Below are 16,157 nucleotides of genomic sequence, written 5' to 3' on the forward strand. Positions count from 1 at the left end.
GTCCCGATCAGCGACCCATTCCCTCGCGGAACTCGAGGATGGTCTTGCGCAGGAGCAGGTACGAGAAGAAGACCAGCGACAGGAGGATCAACACGATCACGATGATAACGGGATCGTCGGGGAGGAAGCCCAGCATACGAGAGCGTTACCGCGTCGGAGTGCAAAACCGTTTCGACCTCGTTCAATTATCCGCCGATTGCCACGATACGATCGCAAAACGACGGACGGCTGGTCGTAGGACGGCCCGTACGACGCTCGTACAGTAACTAAAACGGTATTTTCACCTTACGCTGGGTATATGCGCTCGGCTCGCGTAGCTATCGATGCGTCTCGATCGCTGGCCCTCCACGAAGTGATCGAGACCACCCGTCCGTTCGATCACCCTCACACCAGCCTCCGTCGACTTCCGACCGCCAGTTCGGACCGAACGGGCGATTTTCGGGTCGGGACGGCCGGCCCGAGCGTTCCCGCTTCACTCGCACACCGAGCGTGTTCTCGGCGCCGCGACACCCCGCTGACGCCTGGTTCCCCTGACGCACCGGATCCCGTACGTCGATATCTCTCCCGCCGATCACTCCCGTCGAGCGTCCGCTCTCCGCACCGTTACCTCGAACGACGTTACTCCCGTCCCGTCGGGTTCGCGGATTTCGCCCTCGAGCGTCCGCCGTTCGCCGTTCGCCTCCGCACCCTGTTTTTCGGCCGCGTCGGCGTCCGTTCGCGGCTCGAGGACGGCGAACCCCGGCCGATTTCCGCGCGGATCGGCGTGGCTGCCGGGGTTCAACAGGAGGACGTCCTCGGTCTCGACGACCGTTGGTCGGTGGCTGTGTCCCGAGACGACGACGTCGGCGTCTCGCGAGCGGCCGAACATCGCCAGTCCCGTCTCTCCGCCGTCCCGTCGATGCGTCACGGCGAACCGGACGCCGGCTTCCTCGACGACGCGGGCCGTCGGCAGCCGCTCGCGGACGGCCGCGCTGTCGGCGTTGCCGTGGACTGGGAAGAACACCTCACACTCTCTCTGGAACGCTTCGAGTGCGGCCTCGCTCGTGAAATCGCCGGCGTGGATCACGACGTCGGCCTCGCGGGCCGCTCGCAGGGCCGCCCCCTCGAGTTCGTGTCCACTGGCGCTGTGCGTATCCGAGAAAATCGCGATCATACCGGTGGTACAGGCTACGGGGTGACGTTCCTTTCGCCATCGCCGTCTTCGAGCGAACAGCGCCGTCGGTCGATCGGCTACTGTGGTTCGTCGCTCCCGCCTTCGACTACTGTCCCTCGCCACCGTCGTCGCTGTCGTCGTAGCCCGCCACGACGGTCGATCCCGCCGGTCGGTCGTTCAGGGTCGCCGTCACCGTCGTCTCCTCGAGATCGACCGTCGACTCGAGGGCCTCCCAGCCGTCCTCGCCGTCGACGGCGACGGCGACGTCGGTCGGACTCGCGCCGGGCGGCAGTTTCGAGGGGTCATAGACGAGCGCGATTCGGACCGCCTCGATCGCCTTCAGTTCCTCGCAACCGACGAGTTCGATAGGGTTCGCGAGCGCGTCCACCGGCGGATCGCGGCCGCTCTTCTCGAGGCCGAACTCGTCGGGGACGACGCCCGCGACGACCGCGACGCGGGCGCCCGCGTGCTCGAGCGTGAACTCTGCGACGTTGCTGGAATCGTACCCGGGAATGGCCATACTCGTGACGACGGCCCAGAGACATATGGCCCTGTAGCGTGCGTTCGCCGGCCGGCGGTTACGCACTTTGCCGGACGGCCGGCCACCGGTCACCGTTCACCGTCGGTCGCGTTTACGTTCGTCCGTCGAACCGAGACGAACGCTTTTATCGCAGCGGGAACCAATCATTGACCGTGTCCGAGACAGCCGGGTACATGCGCTTTTTCCCGTACGACCAGCCGTACGAGAACCAGCGCGAGGCGATGGACCGCATCCACAACTCGCTCCAGCGAGGCCAGGACGTGCTCTTCGAGGGCGCCTGCGGGACCGGCAAGACGCTCTCGTCGCTCGTCCCCGCCCTCGAGGTGGCCCGCGAGCACGACAAGACGGTCGTCATTACGACCAACGTCCACCAGCAGATGCGCCAGTTCGTCGCCGAGGCCCGGGCGATCACCCGCGAGGAAGACATTCGAGCGGTCGTTTTCAAAGGAAAATCGTCGATGTGTCACATCGACGTCGGCTACGAGGAGTGTCAGGCCCTGCGGGACAACACCCGCGCGGTCGTCGACACCGAACGCGACAAGCGGCAACTCGAGCGCCGCCAGCGCGAACTCTTAGCGGAGAGTCAGGAGGGCGACGGCGGCGCGGCGGACGCCCGCAGCGCCGTCATGGACGAACTCGAGAACATAGCGGACCGACTCGAGGATCTCGAAGAGCAGAACGTCTGTGACTACTACCGGAACAACCTGACCGAGAGCACGGACGACTTCTTCGCGTGGCTCTTCGAGGACGTCCGCACCCCCGACGAGATTTACGAGCACGCGGAGGCCCAGGAGTTCTGTGGCTACGAACTGCTCAAAGAGGGGATCGAGGGCGTCGATCTAGTCGTCTGTAACTACCACCACCTGCTCGATTCCACGATTCGAGAACAGTTCTTCCGCTGGCTGGGCCGAGAGCCCGAGGACGTCATCGCGGTCTTCGACGAGGCTCACAACGTCGAGGACGCCGCCCGCGAGCACGCCACGCGAACGTGTTCCGAGCGGACCTTCGACTCCGCGCTCGACGAACTGGCCGACTCCGACGACCCGCGCTCGGAGGACGCCGCGAACGCCCTCTCGGCGTTCCACCGCGCGCTCGTCGAGACCTACGAGGACTCCTTCGGCTTCGGCGACCGCGAGGCGATCGACGAGAACTGGACGGACGTCTCCATCGCGAACGAGAACCGAAAGGACGACCTCACGCTCGAGTTCCTCCAGCGCTACTCGGGCCGGGGAATCCAGGACGATCTCGAGGCCGCGATGAAACTGGGACAGGAGTTAGACGAGCAGTACGAGGAGGCCTACCGCGAGGGCGAGACGGCCACCCGGACGGAGTGTCAGACCTTGCAGGCCGCCGCGTTCGTCAGCGCGTGGATGAGCGAGGGCTCGAAGGAAGGGCTCTACCCCGTCGTCGCCGTCACCCGCGACGCCGGCACCGACGAGGTCTACGGCCGCGCGGAACTGTACTCCTGTCTGCCGCGACAGGTGACCGGTCGCCTGTTCGAGGAGGTGTACGCGACCGTGCTGATGAGCGCGACGCTCCAGCCGTTCGACGTCACCGAGAACGTGTTGGGGCTCGAGGACCCGGTGACGATGGCCTACGGGCTGCAGTTCCCCGAGGACCGGCGGCGAACGTACGCCGTCGAGACGCCGGCGCTCTTCTCCTCGGACCGGGACGATCCCGCCGTCCAGGAGACCGTCGCCGAGACGATTCACGACACCGTCCGGATGACGCCCGGCAACACGCTCGCGTTCTTCCCCAACTACGGCGAGGCGAGTCGGTACGCCGAGCGAGTCGACGATCGCTCCGAGAAGACGGTCTACCTCGACGAACCGGGAACGTCCGTCGAGGAGCTACGCCAGCAGTTCGTCGCGGACGACGGCGCCGTCCTCTGTACGTCGCTGTGGGGTACCCTTGCGGAGGGGGTCAGCTTCGACGGCGACGACGCCCATACGGTCCTCGTCGTCGGCGTTCCCTACCCGCACCTCGACGACCGGGCCGAGGCGGTCCAGGAGGCCTACGACGCGGCTTTCGAGGGGACCGAGACGGGCTGGCGCTACGCCGTCGAGATTCCGACGGTCCGCAAGACCAGACAGGCACTGGGCCGGGTTATCCGGTCGCCCGAAGACGTCGGCGTCCGCGCCTTGCTCGACCGGCGCTACTCGCGGTCGGCGAAATCCGATCTCGGCAGGTACAGCGTCAACAGCACCTTCCCGCACGAGGAACGCGAGGAACTGATCGACATCGCACCCGAGAAGCTCAAGTTCGCGATGCTCAACTTCTACGGCGATTTCGACGCCTACGACGGCGAGACGCCCGCGCCGTAGACCCTGCCTCGAGAACCAACACCCGTCTCACTCGACCGGTTCGACCGTCACGTCGGCGACGCCGTTCGTCACCGTGACGACGTGGGCGCCGTCGGATTCGACCGTCACGTCGTAGCTGTCGGCGTCTTCGATCGACCGCGCGTCGAGGGGTCCTTCACCGATTTCGGCGACCTGGACGCTGACTGCGCTTCCCTCACTGACTTCTTGGACATTGACCGAGACGGTGAGTTCCTCGCCTGCCTCAGCGCTGAACTCCGCCGGTTCCTCGTCTCGGAGGGTGCCGTCGACGTATCCGTCATCCATCAGCCCGGTGACTTCGCTACAGCCGGCCAGTAACACTGCCGTCGACCCCGCGAGAACCGCCCGTCGGTACATGGCTCGAGGTACCGAGACGACCGAGTAATAGCTCCCGGACGACTCACGGTTCGTTTCTGTCGGTGAGTCCGTGTCACGTTGCTGGCGAGTTCGATCAAGCCGGCAGCGTCACGCGACTCACGGGTAACTTGTAGGTCCCGTCCCAGAACTCGAGTTCGCTAACGGTCCACCGGATCGGTTCGAGTTCCCGCTCGGCCAGCCGCTTTGCCGTCGCGGCGTCGCCCCCGCGGGCCAGCGTGACGTGGGGGACGTAGTCGGCCCCCTCGAGGCCCTCGACGGTGCCGAAGGCCTCTGTGAGGGTTGCGTGGATCGACTCGAGGCCGGGGCTCTCGACGGCGAGGTAGACGACGGGGGCGGAGCCGAGCGGCGGGTCGGCGAAGTAGTCGATACCCGTAATCTGGGCTTCGACGGCGGGACTCCCCTCGAGCGCGCGGTGGGCGCGGTGTTGTAACTGGGCGACGTGGTCGGCGTCGCCGAGGCGTTTGAGCAGACAGGAGTGGTCCTCGCGGACGCTGTCGAAGCCGACGAGTTCCGGGTAGAGCTCGTTGGCGATGGTCCGGACGCGTCCGGGGACCGGGACGTTGACGCTGTACACTACGGCGGTCGTAGGGTCGAGTGACCTATCAGTGTGACGTTCCCCGCGGCGTCCGGACCGCCGGTTTCAGAGTCGGTCGAGCAGCCAGAGACCGATCACGAGCAGGATGGCGATCATGAGAAGCGGCTGGAGAAGCCCGAGGAGCCCGCTGATGATCGAGCTCAGAATGTTGATGATCAGCAGGACGGCGACCAGCGCAAGGACGATTTTCAGGAGGGTTTCGACCTCGAGTTTGCCACGAGCTCCGTGCATACATTCTGCTACGGACGAACGTTTCAAAAATACGTCGCTGTCGTCGTCGGAAAGACCTATTTGGACGGCTACGACAGTTCATGGTAATGGATTCGAAGGGGCTCTGGGTGCTCGTGGTCGTCGGGTGTGCGGTCGCGATGCTGCCGGTTGCGTCGGTCGGCGCGGTTGCCGACGCTGGAGCCACAGGAGCGATGGTTCAGGAGGACGAGGAGCCGGTCGAGCGCGAAGAACTCGACGAGGCGGACGAGGTGCACATCGACGTCTCTCTCACCGAGAACGGATCGGCGACGTTCGGGGTCGACTATCGGTATTTTCTCGAGAACGAGAACAACACCGAAGCGGAGTGGGACGAGTTAACGAACGACATCGAAGCGGATCCCGAGGCGTTCGCCGCCGCGGAGATGGACGACTGGGACGAAATTCGCGCCGACGGGCAGAACGCAACGGACCGGGAGATGAATCTCTCGAACGCTACCATCTCGATCGACGAGAGCACCGCGCCGCGTCACATCGGCCACGTCCAGTTTACGTTCGAGTGGTCGTCGTTCGCCCACGTCGAGTTGACCGAAATCACCGCGGGAGACGCGCTCCCGGGCTTTACGCTCGTCGACGGCACAACGCTACAGATTACCGGTCCCGAGGACTACGCCGTCCATGATCACGAACCGACGGCCGACAACACGGAACCGAACGCGGTCTACTGGGACGGCGCCGGGACCGAGTTCAACGACGACCAGCCGCGGGTCGTCTTCATCGAGAACGGCGATTCGGGTGCGGAGGTGACCGAACCCGACGAGGGACCGCCGACGACGTGGCTCGCGGTGGCGGCTGCACTCGGCCTGCTCGCCACCGGTGCGATGATCGGCTGGTGGCTCAGACACGGTCGGTCCGACGGGCCGGATCCCGGCGGCGATGTCACTGCCTCACCGTCGCCGCCTGAGGGCTCGTCCAACAACGCGGCGGGACCACCGCCCGAACTCCTCAGCAACGAGGAACGCGTCCTGCGGCTGCTCGAGGAGCGCGGCGGCCGAATCAAACAGCAGGAGGTCGTCGCGGAACTGGACTGGACGGAGGCCAAGACGAGCCAGGTCGTCGGCAGCCTGCGGGAAGGCGACGAGATCGAGGTCTTCCGGATCGGCCGGGAGAACGTGCTGTCGCTCCCCGAGGAAGACGAGGAGTAGTCGCTGTCGCCGCCGTCGCGTCACCGTTAGCCGGTTTCGACTCACCGCTCTCGGTCGAACTCTCGCGACGTGTTCCGCTCGCGTTCGTCGGTACCGGTCAGAAAGACGCAATACTTGCTATTCAGCAGGATTTAATACCGGTGGCGCTCTACAACGCTCCAATGAGTCTCGCCGTCGGTACCACGCTCGCCGCGTTCGGTACCGACGGGACCGTCTCGCCGCGGCGACCGCGACGGCGGCGGCCGGGCCTCTGAGCCCGACTACTACTTTACCCTTTGACCCCGGTTCGTTCCATCGTTCCACCACTCTAGCAACCCTGGAATTTTCGGTTAGCAGACGCTCTATCGGTAATTTACGCGTATGAAATCAATGTGCTTAAGTCGCTCCTGCCGTTTTCCTCGAGTACGATATGACACGCGTTGCACTCGCGTTCTCGGGCGGGTTGGACACGACGGTCTGTGTCCCGCTGCTCGAGGAAGAATACGGATACGACGATGTTATCGGCGTCACGGTCGACGTCGGTCAGCCGGCTTCCGAATTCGAGGAAGCTGAAGAAACCGCGGAAGCGCTCGGTCTCGAACACTACGTCGTCGACGCGAAGGAGGAATTTGCACAACTCTGTCTCGACAGCGTCCGCGCGAACGCGACGTATCAGGGCTACCCGCTCGGCACCGCACTCGCCCGTCCCGTGATCGCGAAGGCGATCCTCGAGGTCGCGGAGGAACAGGGCTGTACCGGCATCGCTCACGGCTGTACGGGCAAGGGGAACGACCAGCTCCGTTTCGAAGCCGTCTGGCGCGACTCCGACCTCGAGGTCATCGCCCCCGTGCGCGAACTCGGGCTCACCCGCGAGTGGGAGAGCGAGTACGCCGAAAAAAAGCAGCTGCCCGTCGAGGGCGGCGACGGCGGGAAGTGGTCGGTCGACACCAACCTCTGGAGTCGCTCCGTCGAGGGCTCCGAACTCGAGGACCCGAACTACGTCCCCGGCGAAGAGATCTACAACTGGACGCAGGCCCCCACCGGCGAGACCCAGGAGATCGAAATCACCTTCGAGAAGGGCTACCCCGTCGCCGTCGACGGCGTCGAGTACGACCCGATCGACCTCATCGAGCACTTAAACGGCGTGGCGGGCGCGTACGGCGTCGGCCGCACCGACTCGATGGAAGACCGCATGCTCGGCCTGAAGGTTCGCGAAAACTACGAGCACCCCGCGGCGACGACGCTGCTCAACGCACACGAAGCCCTCGAGGGCCTCGTGCTCACGCAGGAGGAACGCGAGTTCAAGCAACTGATCGACCAGCGCTGGTCGAAAAAAGGCTACGAGGGCCTGATCGACGCGCCGCTCGTGAAGGCGCTCGAGGCCTTCATCGACGAGACCCAACAGCGCGTCACCGGCACGGTCACGATCCGTTTCGAGGGCGGTCAGGCTCGCGCGGTGGGTCGCGACAGTAAGTACGCCGCCTACTCCGCCGAGCACGCCTCCTTCGACACGGAGACGGTCGGCAAGATCGACCAGGAGGACGCCACGGGCGTCGCGAAGTACCACGGCTTCCAGCGCCGTCTCGCGAACTCGGTGACGGACGCGGAAGACGAGGACGACGCGGTCGAACTCGCGACCGACGGCAGCGGAACCGACGAGGACGAGTAACCATGACCGAGGAGAGCGCTCACGACGACCTGTCCGAACTCGAGTCCGCAGTCGCAACCGACGGGAGCGGCGAGGGCGTCGTCCGGCGGGACCGGTTCAGCGGCGGCCCCGCCCGGAGCTTCCTCTCCTCGCTCGAGGCCGACCGGCGGATCTTCGAGGCCGACCTCGAGGTCGACCGTGCACACGTCCTGATGCTCGCCGAGCAGGGGATCGTCGAGGACGACGTCGCGGGCGAGATTCTGACGGCCCTCGACGCCATCGAAGTCGACGGCCACGGCTCGCTTCCTGACGGCGAGGACGTCCACGAGGCAATCGAGACGGCCGTTATCCAACGTATCGGTGCTGAGGGCGGGAAGATGCACACCGCGCGCTCGCGTAACGACGAGGTCGCGACCTGCATTCGCTACCGCCTGCGCGAGGACGTTCTCGAGGCCATCGAGACGACGCTCGCGCTGCGCGAGGCGCTGGTGGGGGTCGGCGAAGCGAACGTGGAGACGATCATGCCCGGCTACACCCACCTCCAGCCCGCCCAGCCGATCACGGTCGCCCACTGGGCGTGCTCCTACGAGGGAGCCGTCCGCCGCGATACGGAACGCCTGCTCGAGGCCTATGCTCGGATCAACGAGTCGCCGCTGGGCGGCGCCGCGTTCGCCGGCACGACGTTCGATATCGACCGCGAGCGCACGGCCGAGTTGCTGGGATTCGAGGAGATAGTCGAGAACTCGATGGACGCCTCCTCGAGCCGGGACTTCCTGCTCGAGACGACGCAGGCGCTGTCGACGCACGCGACGACGCTGTCGGGACTCGCGGAGGATCTGATCATCTTCGCGAACCGCGGCTTCGTCGATCTCGCGGACGACTACTCCTCGACGTCGTCGATCATGCCCCAGAAAAAGAATCCCGACACGCTCGAACTCGTCCGCGCGGTCGCGGGCGACGCCGCAGGGTCGGTCCAGGGACTGACGACGACGCTCAAGGGACTGCCGCGCGCGTACAACCGCGACCTCCAGCGGGCGACGACCCACGCCTGGGAGACCGTCGACGCCACGACGGACGCGAGCGAGGTTGCGGCGGGGGCCGTCGCGACCGCAGACTGGAACGAGGAGGCGCTGGCCGCCGAAGCCGGCGACGGCTTTTCGACGGCGACCGGCGTCGCCGACCTGCTGGCCGCGAACGGGTTGCCGTTCCGGACGGCCCACGAGATGGTCGCGATCGCCGCAGAGAACGGGGGCGACTACGAGGCGATCGAGTCGGCTGCCCGGGAGGTACTGGGAGAGCCGCTCGAGTCGTTCGTCGATCCCGCGGCCGTCGAGGCCGCGCTCGACCCCGTCGAAAGCGTTGCGAGTCGCGACTCGCAGGGCGGGCCCGCCCCCGAGGTGGTTGCGGACCAACTCGCGGCGGCCCGCGAGGCCCTGTCGGCCGACGAGGAGACGCTCGCGGAGATGGGCGACGCGCTCGAGGCGGCTCACAAGGCGCTCCGCGAGGAGGTGAACGGCTATGTCTGAGGCAGAGTACCCGCGGCCGGCACCGCCACCGTCCCCGCGAGGGGACAATACACCGACTACATGATATGTCATACAAAATTTGCCGCGGATTCGCCTTTTCATCCGCTTAGCGGATAGTCTCTGTAGTGTAATATCCCTGTTAAGTTCGAAGGCTTTAAGGGTCATCGGCTCTCAGTTGCAGGTACAATGACCGAATGCGTCGAGTGTGGGGCTGAGGTGTCCCTGCACGACGATCTGGAAGTTGGAGAGATCGTTGACTGTACGACCTGTGGAGCAGAGCTAGAAGTCGTCGACACTGAGCCGCCAGTCCTCGAGCGAGCCCCGGAGCTCGAAGAGGACTGGGGTGAGTGACCTTGCAAATAGGAATACTCTACTCACGAATCCGCAAAGACGAGAAGCTCCTCCTCAACGAGCTTCGCGAGCGCGACCACGAGATCACCAAGATCGACGTCCGTAAACAGACGTTCGACATCAGCGAGGTCCCCGAGGAGTTCGCTGACCTCGACATCGTCGTCGACCGCTGTCTCGCCACGAGCCGGAGCCTGTACGCCACGCAGTTCTTCGAGGCCTACGGCATCCCCGTGGTCAACAGCCACGAGACCGCCGACATCTGTGCTGACAAAGTGAAGAACAGCTTAGCGCTCGAGAAAGCCGGCGTCCCCACGCCCGCGACGAAAGTCGCCTTTACGAAGGAGACCGCGATGGAAGCCATCGAGGACTTTGGCTACCCCTGCGTCCTCAAACCCGTCGTGGGTTCGTGGGGCCGCCTGATGGCCAAAATCGACTCGCCCGACGCTGCGGAAGCGATTCTGGAGCACAAGGCGACGCTGGGCCACTACGAGCACAAGGTGTTCTACGTCCAGGAGTTCGTCGACAAACCCGGCCGCGACATCCGCGTGCTCGCGACCGACGGCGAACCGATCGCCGGCATGGTCCGCTCCTCGGATCACTGGATCACGAACGCCGCGAAGGGCGCGGAGACGAACGTCTTCGAGCCCGACGAGGAAGCGAAAGAACTCGTGAAGAAGGCCAGCGACGCCGTCGGCGGCGGCCTGCTCGGTATCGACCTGATGGAGACTGACGAGGGATATACGGTCCACGAGGTCAACCACACCGTCGAGTTCAAGGCGCTCGACGGTGCCGTCGACACCGACATCGCCGGCACCGTCGTCGACTGGCTCGAGACGAAAGCGGCCGCCGAAGCCGACGAGGAACTCGAGGTGACCGTCTGATGGCGGTCGGCACCGAGACCGGCGCGGACGCGAACGCCGAGACGGTCACCGCGAGCGTTATCGGTGGCTCCGGCTTCACCGGCGGAGAGTTGCTGCGACTGCTCGCCGGCCATCCGAATTTCGCGATCACGGAGGTCACCAGCCGCTCGAAGGCCGGCAAAAGCGTCGGCTCCGTTCACCCGCCGCTGCGGGGGATGGACCTGCGGTTTACCGAACCCGACGATCTCGAGTCCGTCGACGTCCTGTTCGCCGCGACGCCACACGGCGTCTCGATGGGGCAGATCGACGAGTTCTTCGAGATCGCGGATACCGTCGTCGACCTCTCGGCGGACTTCCGTCTGAACACGGAAGCGCAGTACGAGGAGTGGTACGACGGCCACGACGCGCCCGAGTACTTAGAGAAGGCCGAGTACGCCCTGCCCGAGATCAACCGCGAGAACCTCTCCGGTGCGGGCCTGATCGCCGGCGGTGGCTGTAACGCCACCGCGACGATCCTCGGGCTCTACCCGCTGTTCGAGCACGGTATTCTCGAGGGTGGAGAACAGGTCGTCGTCGACGTCAAAGTCGGCTCCTCGGAGGGAGGTGCTGGCGGCGGCGAGGCCTCGAGTCACCCCGAGCGCTCGGGCGTCGTACGCCCGTACGCGCCGACCGGTCACCGCCACGAGGCCGAAATCGAGCAGTTCCTCGGCACGAGCGTCGCGTTCACCTGCCACGCCGTGGACATGATTCGCGGTGCGAGCGCGACGAGTCACGTCTTCCCGAGCGGCCCCGTCTCGAAGGGCGACCTCTGGAAGGCATATCGGGGCTGCTACGAAGACGAGCCGTTCGTCCGCATGGCCGCCGGCGGCTCCGGGGTCTACCGCTACCCCGAACCGAAGGCCGTCGCGGGGACGAACCTCGCCGAGGTCGGCTTCGAACTCGACCCCTCGAACAAGCGCATCGTCGTCTTCTCGGCCATCGACAACATGATGAAAGGCTCCGCGGGACAGGCGGTCCACGCCGCCAACATCGCGCTGGGCTTGGAGGAGACGGCCGGACTCGAGTTTACGGGGCTCCACCCCGTGGGGGCGCCCTAAATGACGACCGTGGTCAAGATCGGCGGCGCGCGCGCCGTCGACCCCGAGGGCGCGCTCGCGGACGTCGCGAGCCTCGTCGAAGACGGCGAGGACGTCGTCCTTACGCACGGCGGTTCGACCGCCGTCGACGAGACCTTAGAGGACCTCGACCAGGAACCCACGTACGTCGAGACACCCGGCGGCGTCGTCGGACGATTCACCGACGAGGACACGATGGACGTCTTCAAGATGGTGATGCCGGGCAAGCTCAACACCGACCTGGTGGAGAGCCTGCAGAACCTCGAGGTGGACGCGGTCGGCCTCTCGGGTACCGACGGAAAGCTCCTCGAAGGGAAACGCAAGTCCGCCGTTCGCGTCAAAGAAGACGGGAAGAAGAAGATCAAGCGCGGCGACCACTCCGGCAAGATCGAGTCGGTCAATTCGGACCTGCTCGAGACCGTCCTCGCGGGCGGCTACACGCCCGTCGTCTCCGTCCCCATGCTGGGTAAGGAGAAAGAGGGCGGCTATACCGCAGTGAACGCCGACGCCGACCGCGCCGCAGCGGCGATTGCTGGGGCGCTCGACGCGGACTTGGTGCTCCTCACCGACGTCTCGGGCATCTACGAGGATCCCGACGACGAGTCGACCAAGATCGATTCGGCGTCGACGCCCGACGAGTTCTCCGCGGTCAAATCCGCCGCCGAAGGCTTCATGACCAAGAAGGTCATGGCCGCCGAGGAGGCCCTCGAGGGCGGCGCGTCGTCCGTTATCGTCGCGACCGCGAACGCTGACGATCCGATCACGAGCGCGCTCGCGGGAGAGGGCACGACCCTCGAGCCCGGCGTGCTCGAGACGGAGACCGAAACGGCACAGGAGGCCGCAGAATGAGCGACCACGACTTTATCTCCGGCAGCAAGCCCATCGGCATCGAACGCGGCGAGGGACCGTACCTCTACACCGCAGACGACACGGAGTACCTCGATGCCGGCGCGAGCTTCGCGTGCACGCCGCTCGGTCACAGCCACCCCGCGGTCGTCGAGGCCGTCCAGGAGCAGGTCGGCAAGCTGACGTTCGTCGATTCCTCCTATCCCGTGCAGTCCCGGGAGGACGCCTACGCCGCGCTCGTCACGGCAACGCCCGACGGACTCGAGTCCGCCTGGTTCTGTAACTCCGGGACCGAGGCCAACGAGGCCGCACTGAAGTTCGCCCGCTCGGCGACGGGCGAGTCGAAGATCATCGCGGCGACCCGCTCGTTCCACGGCCGGACGATGGGCTCGCTCGCGGCGACCTGGAAGGACAAGTACAAGGAGCCGTTCGAACCCCTCGCTGGCGACGTGGAGTTCGTCCCCTACGGCGACGGCGAGGAGCTCGCGGCCGCCGTGGACGACGAGACCGCGGCCGTGATCTTGGAGCCGATTCAGGGCGAGGGCGGGATCAACGTCCCGCCTGCGGGCTACCTCGAGACCGCTCGCGAACTGACCGACGACGCCGGCGCGGCGCTCGTCTTCGACGAGGTCCAGACCGGCATGGGACGGACGGGCGAGATGTGGGCCTGCGAGAACGCGGGCGTCACGCCAGACGTGCTTACGACAGCGAAGGGGCTGGGCAACGGCCTGCCCGTCGGTGCCGTCGCAGTGCAGGACTGGATCGCCGACGGCGCGGCCTCGCACAACGCCACGTTCAGCGGCGGCCCCGTCGTTGCCGCGGCGGTTCACGCGACCGTCTCGACGCTGGTCGAGGAGGAGTGGCCCGCCCACGCCGCCGAGATGGGAGAGTACCTCACGGCGGAACTCGAGGCCGCGCTCGGCGACGCAGTGCGGGAGGTTCGCGGCGACGGCCTGCTCGTCGGCATCGAGTTGAAACGCGGCGCGAACCGCGTCGCCCGCGATCTGGCGATGAACCACCAGATCCTGGCGCTCCCCGCGGGACGGACCGTCCTGCGCCTGCTCCCGCCGCTCGTGATCGACGAGGCGGAGGCCGACAAACTCGTAGACGCACTGACCGAGATCGTCGCCCCCGAGGCGAGTGCCGAATCATGAGCGCAGCTATGGAAGATACGACCGACGTTTCGCTCGAGGACGCTCGCGAACTGCTGATCGACCTCGTGTCGATTCCGTCGCCGTCCGGCGAAGAGGCCGAAGCCGCCGAACGGCTCGTTGCCTTCTTCGACGCCCACGGCCGCGAGGCGTGGATCGACGAGGTCGGTAACGTTCGCGCACCCGCGGATGACGCCGTCCTCTTGACCTCTCACGTCGACACCGTCCCCGGCGAGATTCCGGTCGACGTAAAGCCGGCGGACGAGACCGACGTCGAACGAGAGGTCGCCGAGGAGACCGGCGAAGATATCCTCTGGGGCCGCGGCAGCGTCGACGCCACCGGCCCGCTGGCCGCGATGGCAGCCGCAGCCGTCCGCACGGGCGTCTCCTTCGTCGGCGTCGTCGGCGAGGAGACGAACTCCCGGGGAGCGCGTCATCTCGTCGAGGACCGCGAGGAACCCCGCGCCGTCGTCAACGGCGAGCCAAGCGGTGCGACGGGCATCACGCTCGGCTACCGCGGATTTTTAGCAGGCACCTACGTCGCGACCAGCGAGTCCGGCCACACCTCGCGTCCCGAACCGAACGCGATCCAGCACGCGACCAACTGGTGGACGGGCGTCGAAGCCGCCTTCGAGGACGACGAGTACACGGCCGTCTTCGAGCGCGTCACCGCCAAACCCGTCGACATGAACGGCGGGATCAGCGACGACGGGCTCTCGGTCGAGGCCACGCTCGACGTGCAACTGCGGATCCCGCCGTCGCTGGACGCCGAATCGGTCCGCGAGACCGCCGAAGCCGGTCTCGAGATCGGCACCGTCTCCTGGGCCGAGCCGATTCCGCCGGTGATGGAGAGCCCCCGAACCGAGGTCGCCCGCGCGTTCCGCGCGGCGATCCGGAAGGACGGCAGCGATCCGCGGCTCCTGCGCAAGACCGGTACCAGCGACATGAACCTCTACGCCGGCGTCTGGGACTGCCCGATGGTCACCTACGGCCCCGGCAACTCAGACCTCGATCACGCGCCGGACGAGCGCCTCTCGCTGGTCGAGTTCGACCGCTCGGTCGAGATCTTAGAACGCGTCGCGACGACGTTGCGCGGAGGTGACGACTGATGTCGGACGACGCCGACGTTCGTCATTTTCTCGAGATCGACGACCTCTCCCCGGACGAACTCGAGGCGGTCCTCGACCGCGCCGAGACGTACAAGGCGGCCCAGCAGCGAGGCGAGGAGCATCCGGATCTCGACGGGCAGACGCTGGGCATGATCTTTCAGAAGCCGAGCACGCGAACCCGCGTCTCCTTCGAGACCGGGATGACCCAACTCGGCGGCCACGCCGTCTTCCTCGGCGAGGACGACATCCAACTGGGCCGCGGCGAGCCGTTGAAAGACACCTCGCGAACGCTCTCGCGGTACGTCGACGCCGTGATGGCCCGCGTCTTCAAACACGAGAACATCGAGGTGTTCGCGGAGTACGCCTCGGTTCCGGTCGTCAACGGGCTCACTGACGACGCCCACCCCTGCCAGACGCTCGCCGATCTGCTGACGATCCGTGAGGAAGAGGGTGGGTTCGACGGCGTTTCCGCGGCCTGGATCGGCGACGGCAACAACGTCGCCCAGTCGTTCGTGCTGGGCTGTGCTATCGCCGGAATCGACCTGACGGTCGCCACGCCCGACGGCTACGGGATCGACGACTCGGTGCTCGAGCGCGCTCGAGAACTCGGCGGCGATCCGACGGTGACGACCGACCCGGTCGAGGCCGTCTCCGACGCCGACGTCATCTACACCGACGTCTGGATCAGCATGGGCCAGGAGGACGAACGCGACGTCCGCATGGACGCCTTCGATGGCTTTCAGGTTCGTTCGGAGCTCCTCGAGCACGCCCCCGAGGCGTCGGTCATGCACTGTCTGCCCGCCCACCGCGGCGAGGAGATCTCCGACGACGTTATCGAGAGCGATCGGTCGATCGTCTTCGACCAGGCCGAAAATCGGTTGCACGCCCAGAAGGCACTGTTGAGTTGGCTGCTCGAGTGAATCTTCGATCACGAACGGAGTGAATGATCGGGTTTTTTGGTCCAGATTTTTTGCGTGAGTGGTCGGCGAAGCCGACCCGAGCGGAAAAAAGGTGGCCACGAAGGCGCTGTTGAGCTGGCTGCTTGAGTAACCGTCGGAATCAACTGTTTCGCGGTCACCCTCATTACTATCCTCGAGTCGCGTACGCGAAGTCCTCTCACCGGCGGTCGTCGTCGACGCACGTCGGCCAAC

The 16,157-nt window shown here is 66.0% G+C and carries 17 protein-coding genes; 11 read left to right on the forward strand and 6 right to left on the reverse strand.

The features are described from left to right. Positions 1 to 7: 7 nt before the first annotated feature. The 3 genes from ACSFC5_RS18770 to ACSFC5_RS18780 all read right to left on the reverse strand — a co-directional run bounded on the left by ACSFC5_RS18770 (position 8) and on the right by ACSFC5_RS18780 (position 1,673). Entirely contained in the window at positions 8 to 136 is a 129-nt protein-coding gene (locus ACSFC5_RS18770; RefSeq protein ID WP_006092488.1) for a DUF7859 family protein, read from the reverse strand. 435 nt (positions 137 to 571) lie between these two features. After that, positions 572 to 1,153, reverse strand: coding sequence for a metallophosphoesterase (locus tag ACSFC5_RS18775; RefSeq protein ID WP_440766762.1), 582 nt, complete (start codon positions 1,151 to 1,153; stop codon positions 572 to 574). A 106-nt stretch (positions 1,154 to 1,259) separates the two neighbouring features. After that, positions 1,260 to 1,673 (reverse strand): hypothetical protein, encoded by a 414-nt coding sequence (locus tag ACSFC5_RS18780; protein WP_440766763.1) that lies wholly within the window; start codon positions 1,671 to 1,673, stop codon positions 1,260 to 1,262. 173 nt (positions 1,674 to 1,846) lie between these two features. On the opposite strand from ACSFC5_RS18780, the gene ACSFC5_RS18785 reads away from it, so the two are divergent. Next, a complete protein-coding gene (locus ACSFC5_RS18785) occupies positions 1,847 to 4,018 on the forward strand; it encodes an ATP-dependent DNA helicase (protein ID WP_440766764.1) in 2,172 nt (723 codons plus the stop codon). A 27-nt stretch (positions 4,019 to 4,045) separates the two neighbouring features. On the opposite strand, the gene ACSFC5_RS18790 is transcribed toward ACSFC5_RS18785, so the two are convergent. From ACSFC5_RS18790 to ACSFC5_RS18800, 3 genes are all read right to left on the reverse strand, one after another. Further along, positions 4,046 to 4,393, reverse strand: a complete 348-nt coding sequence (locus tag ACSFC5_RS18790; protein ID WP_440766765.1) for a hypothetical protein — start codon at positions 4,391 to 4,393, stop codon at positions 4,046 to 4,048. 94 nt (positions 4,394 to 4,487) lie between these two features. Continuing rightward, positions 4,488 to 4,988: a 2'-5' RNA ligase family protein gene (locus ACSFC5_RS18795; protein WP_440766766.1), complete on the reverse strand. Its 501-nt coding sequence runs from the start codon at positions 4,986 to 4,988 to the stop codon at positions 4,488 to 4,490. Between the two features lie 66 nt (positions 4,989 to 5,054). After that, on the reverse strand, positions 5,055 to 5,240 hold the full coding sequence (locus ACSFC5_RS18800; protein WP_440766767.1) for a DUF7554 family protein: 186 nt from the start codon (positions 5,238 to 5,240) through the stop codon (positions 5,055 to 5,057). A gap of 86 nt (positions 5,241 to 5,326) precedes the next feature. Here ACSFC5_RS18800 and ACSFC5_RS18805 point away from each other — a divergent pair, with 86 nt between their 5' ends. The 10 genes from ACSFC5_RS18805 (at position 5,327) to argF (ending at position 15,926) form a co-directional block, all read left to right on the forward strand. Beyond that, complete coding sequence (locus ACSFC5_RS18805) at positions 5,327 to 6,421, forward strand: helix-turn-helix transcriptional regulator (protein WP_440766768.1); 1,095 nt, start codon at positions 5,327 to 5,329, stop codon at positions 6,419 to 6,421. A gap of 409 nt (positions 6,422 to 6,830) precedes the next feature. Next, positions 6,831 to 8,069 (forward strand): argininosuccinate synthase, encoded by a 1,239-nt coding sequence (locus ACSFC5_RS18810; RefSeq protein WP_440766769.1) that lies wholly within the window; start codon positions 6,831 to 6,833, stop codon positions 8,067 to 8,069. 2 nt (positions 8,070 to 8,071) lie between these two features. After that, on the forward strand, positions 8,072 to 9,574 hold the full coding sequence (gene argH, locus ACSFC5_RS18815) for an argininosuccinate lyase (RefSeq protein WP_440766770.1): 1,503 nt from the start codon (positions 8,072 to 8,074) through the stop codon (positions 9,572 to 9,574). A gap of 186 nt (positions 9,575 to 9,760) precedes the next feature. Continuing rightward, entirely contained in the window at positions 9,761 to 9,925 is a 165-nt protein-coding gene (gene lysW, locus ACSFC5_RS18820; RefSeq protein WP_005554620.1) for a lysine biosynthesis protein LysW, read from the forward strand. Further along, positions 9,922 to 10,806 carry a lysine biosynthesis protein LysX gene (gene lysX, locus ACSFC5_RS18825; protein WP_440766771.1) on the forward strand — a complete coding sequence of 295 codons (885 nt, stop codon included), beginning with the start codon at positions 9,922 to 9,924 and terminating at the stop codon, positions 10,804 to 10,806. Before lysW ends, lysX begins: the two co-directional genes overlap by 4 nt. Continuing rightward, positions 10,806 to 11,882 (forward strand): N-acetyl-gamma-glutamyl-phosphate reductase, encoded by a 1,077-nt coding sequence (gene argC, locus ACSFC5_RS18830; protein WP_440766772.1) that lies wholly within the window; start codon positions 10,806 to 10,808, stop codon positions 11,880 to 11,882. Before lysX ends, argC begins: the two co-directional genes overlap by 1 nt. Next, complete coding sequence (locus ACSFC5_RS18835) at positions 11,883 to 12,749, forward strand: acetylglutamate/acetylaminoadipate kinase (RefSeq protein WP_440766773.1); 867 nt, start codon at positions 11,883 to 11,885, stop codon at positions 12,747 to 12,749. Continuing rightward, entirely contained in the window at positions 12,746 to 13,900 is a 1,155-nt protein-coding gene (locus tag ACSFC5_RS18840) for an aspartate aminotransferase family protein (RefSeq protein ID WP_440766774.1), read from the forward strand. The genes ACSFC5_RS18835 and ACSFC5_RS18840 overlap by 4 nt, the downstream gene beginning before the upstream one ends. After that, positions 13,897 to 15,006: a [LysW]-lysine hydrolase gene (locus ACSFC5_RS18845; RefSeq protein ID WP_440766775.1), complete on the forward strand. Its 1,110-nt coding sequence runs from the start codon at positions 13,897 to 13,899 to the stop codon at positions 15,004 to 15,006. The genes ACSFC5_RS18840 and ACSFC5_RS18845 overlap by 4 nt, the downstream gene beginning before the upstream one ends. Further along, positions 15,006 to 15,926, forward strand: a complete 921-nt coding sequence (gene argF, locus ACSFC5_RS18850; RefSeq protein WP_440766776.1) for an ornithine carbamoyltransferase — start codon at positions 15,006 to 15,008, stop codon at positions 15,924 to 15,926. Before ACSFC5_RS18845 ends, argF begins: the two co-directional genes overlap by 1 nt. Positions 15,927 to 16,157: the final 231 nt, after the last annotated feature.

It is taken from the genome of Natronorubrum marinum, from assembly GCF_052040125.1.
Classification (GTDB): Archaea; Halobacteriota; Halobacteria; order Halobacteriales; family Natrialbaceae; genus Natronorubrum.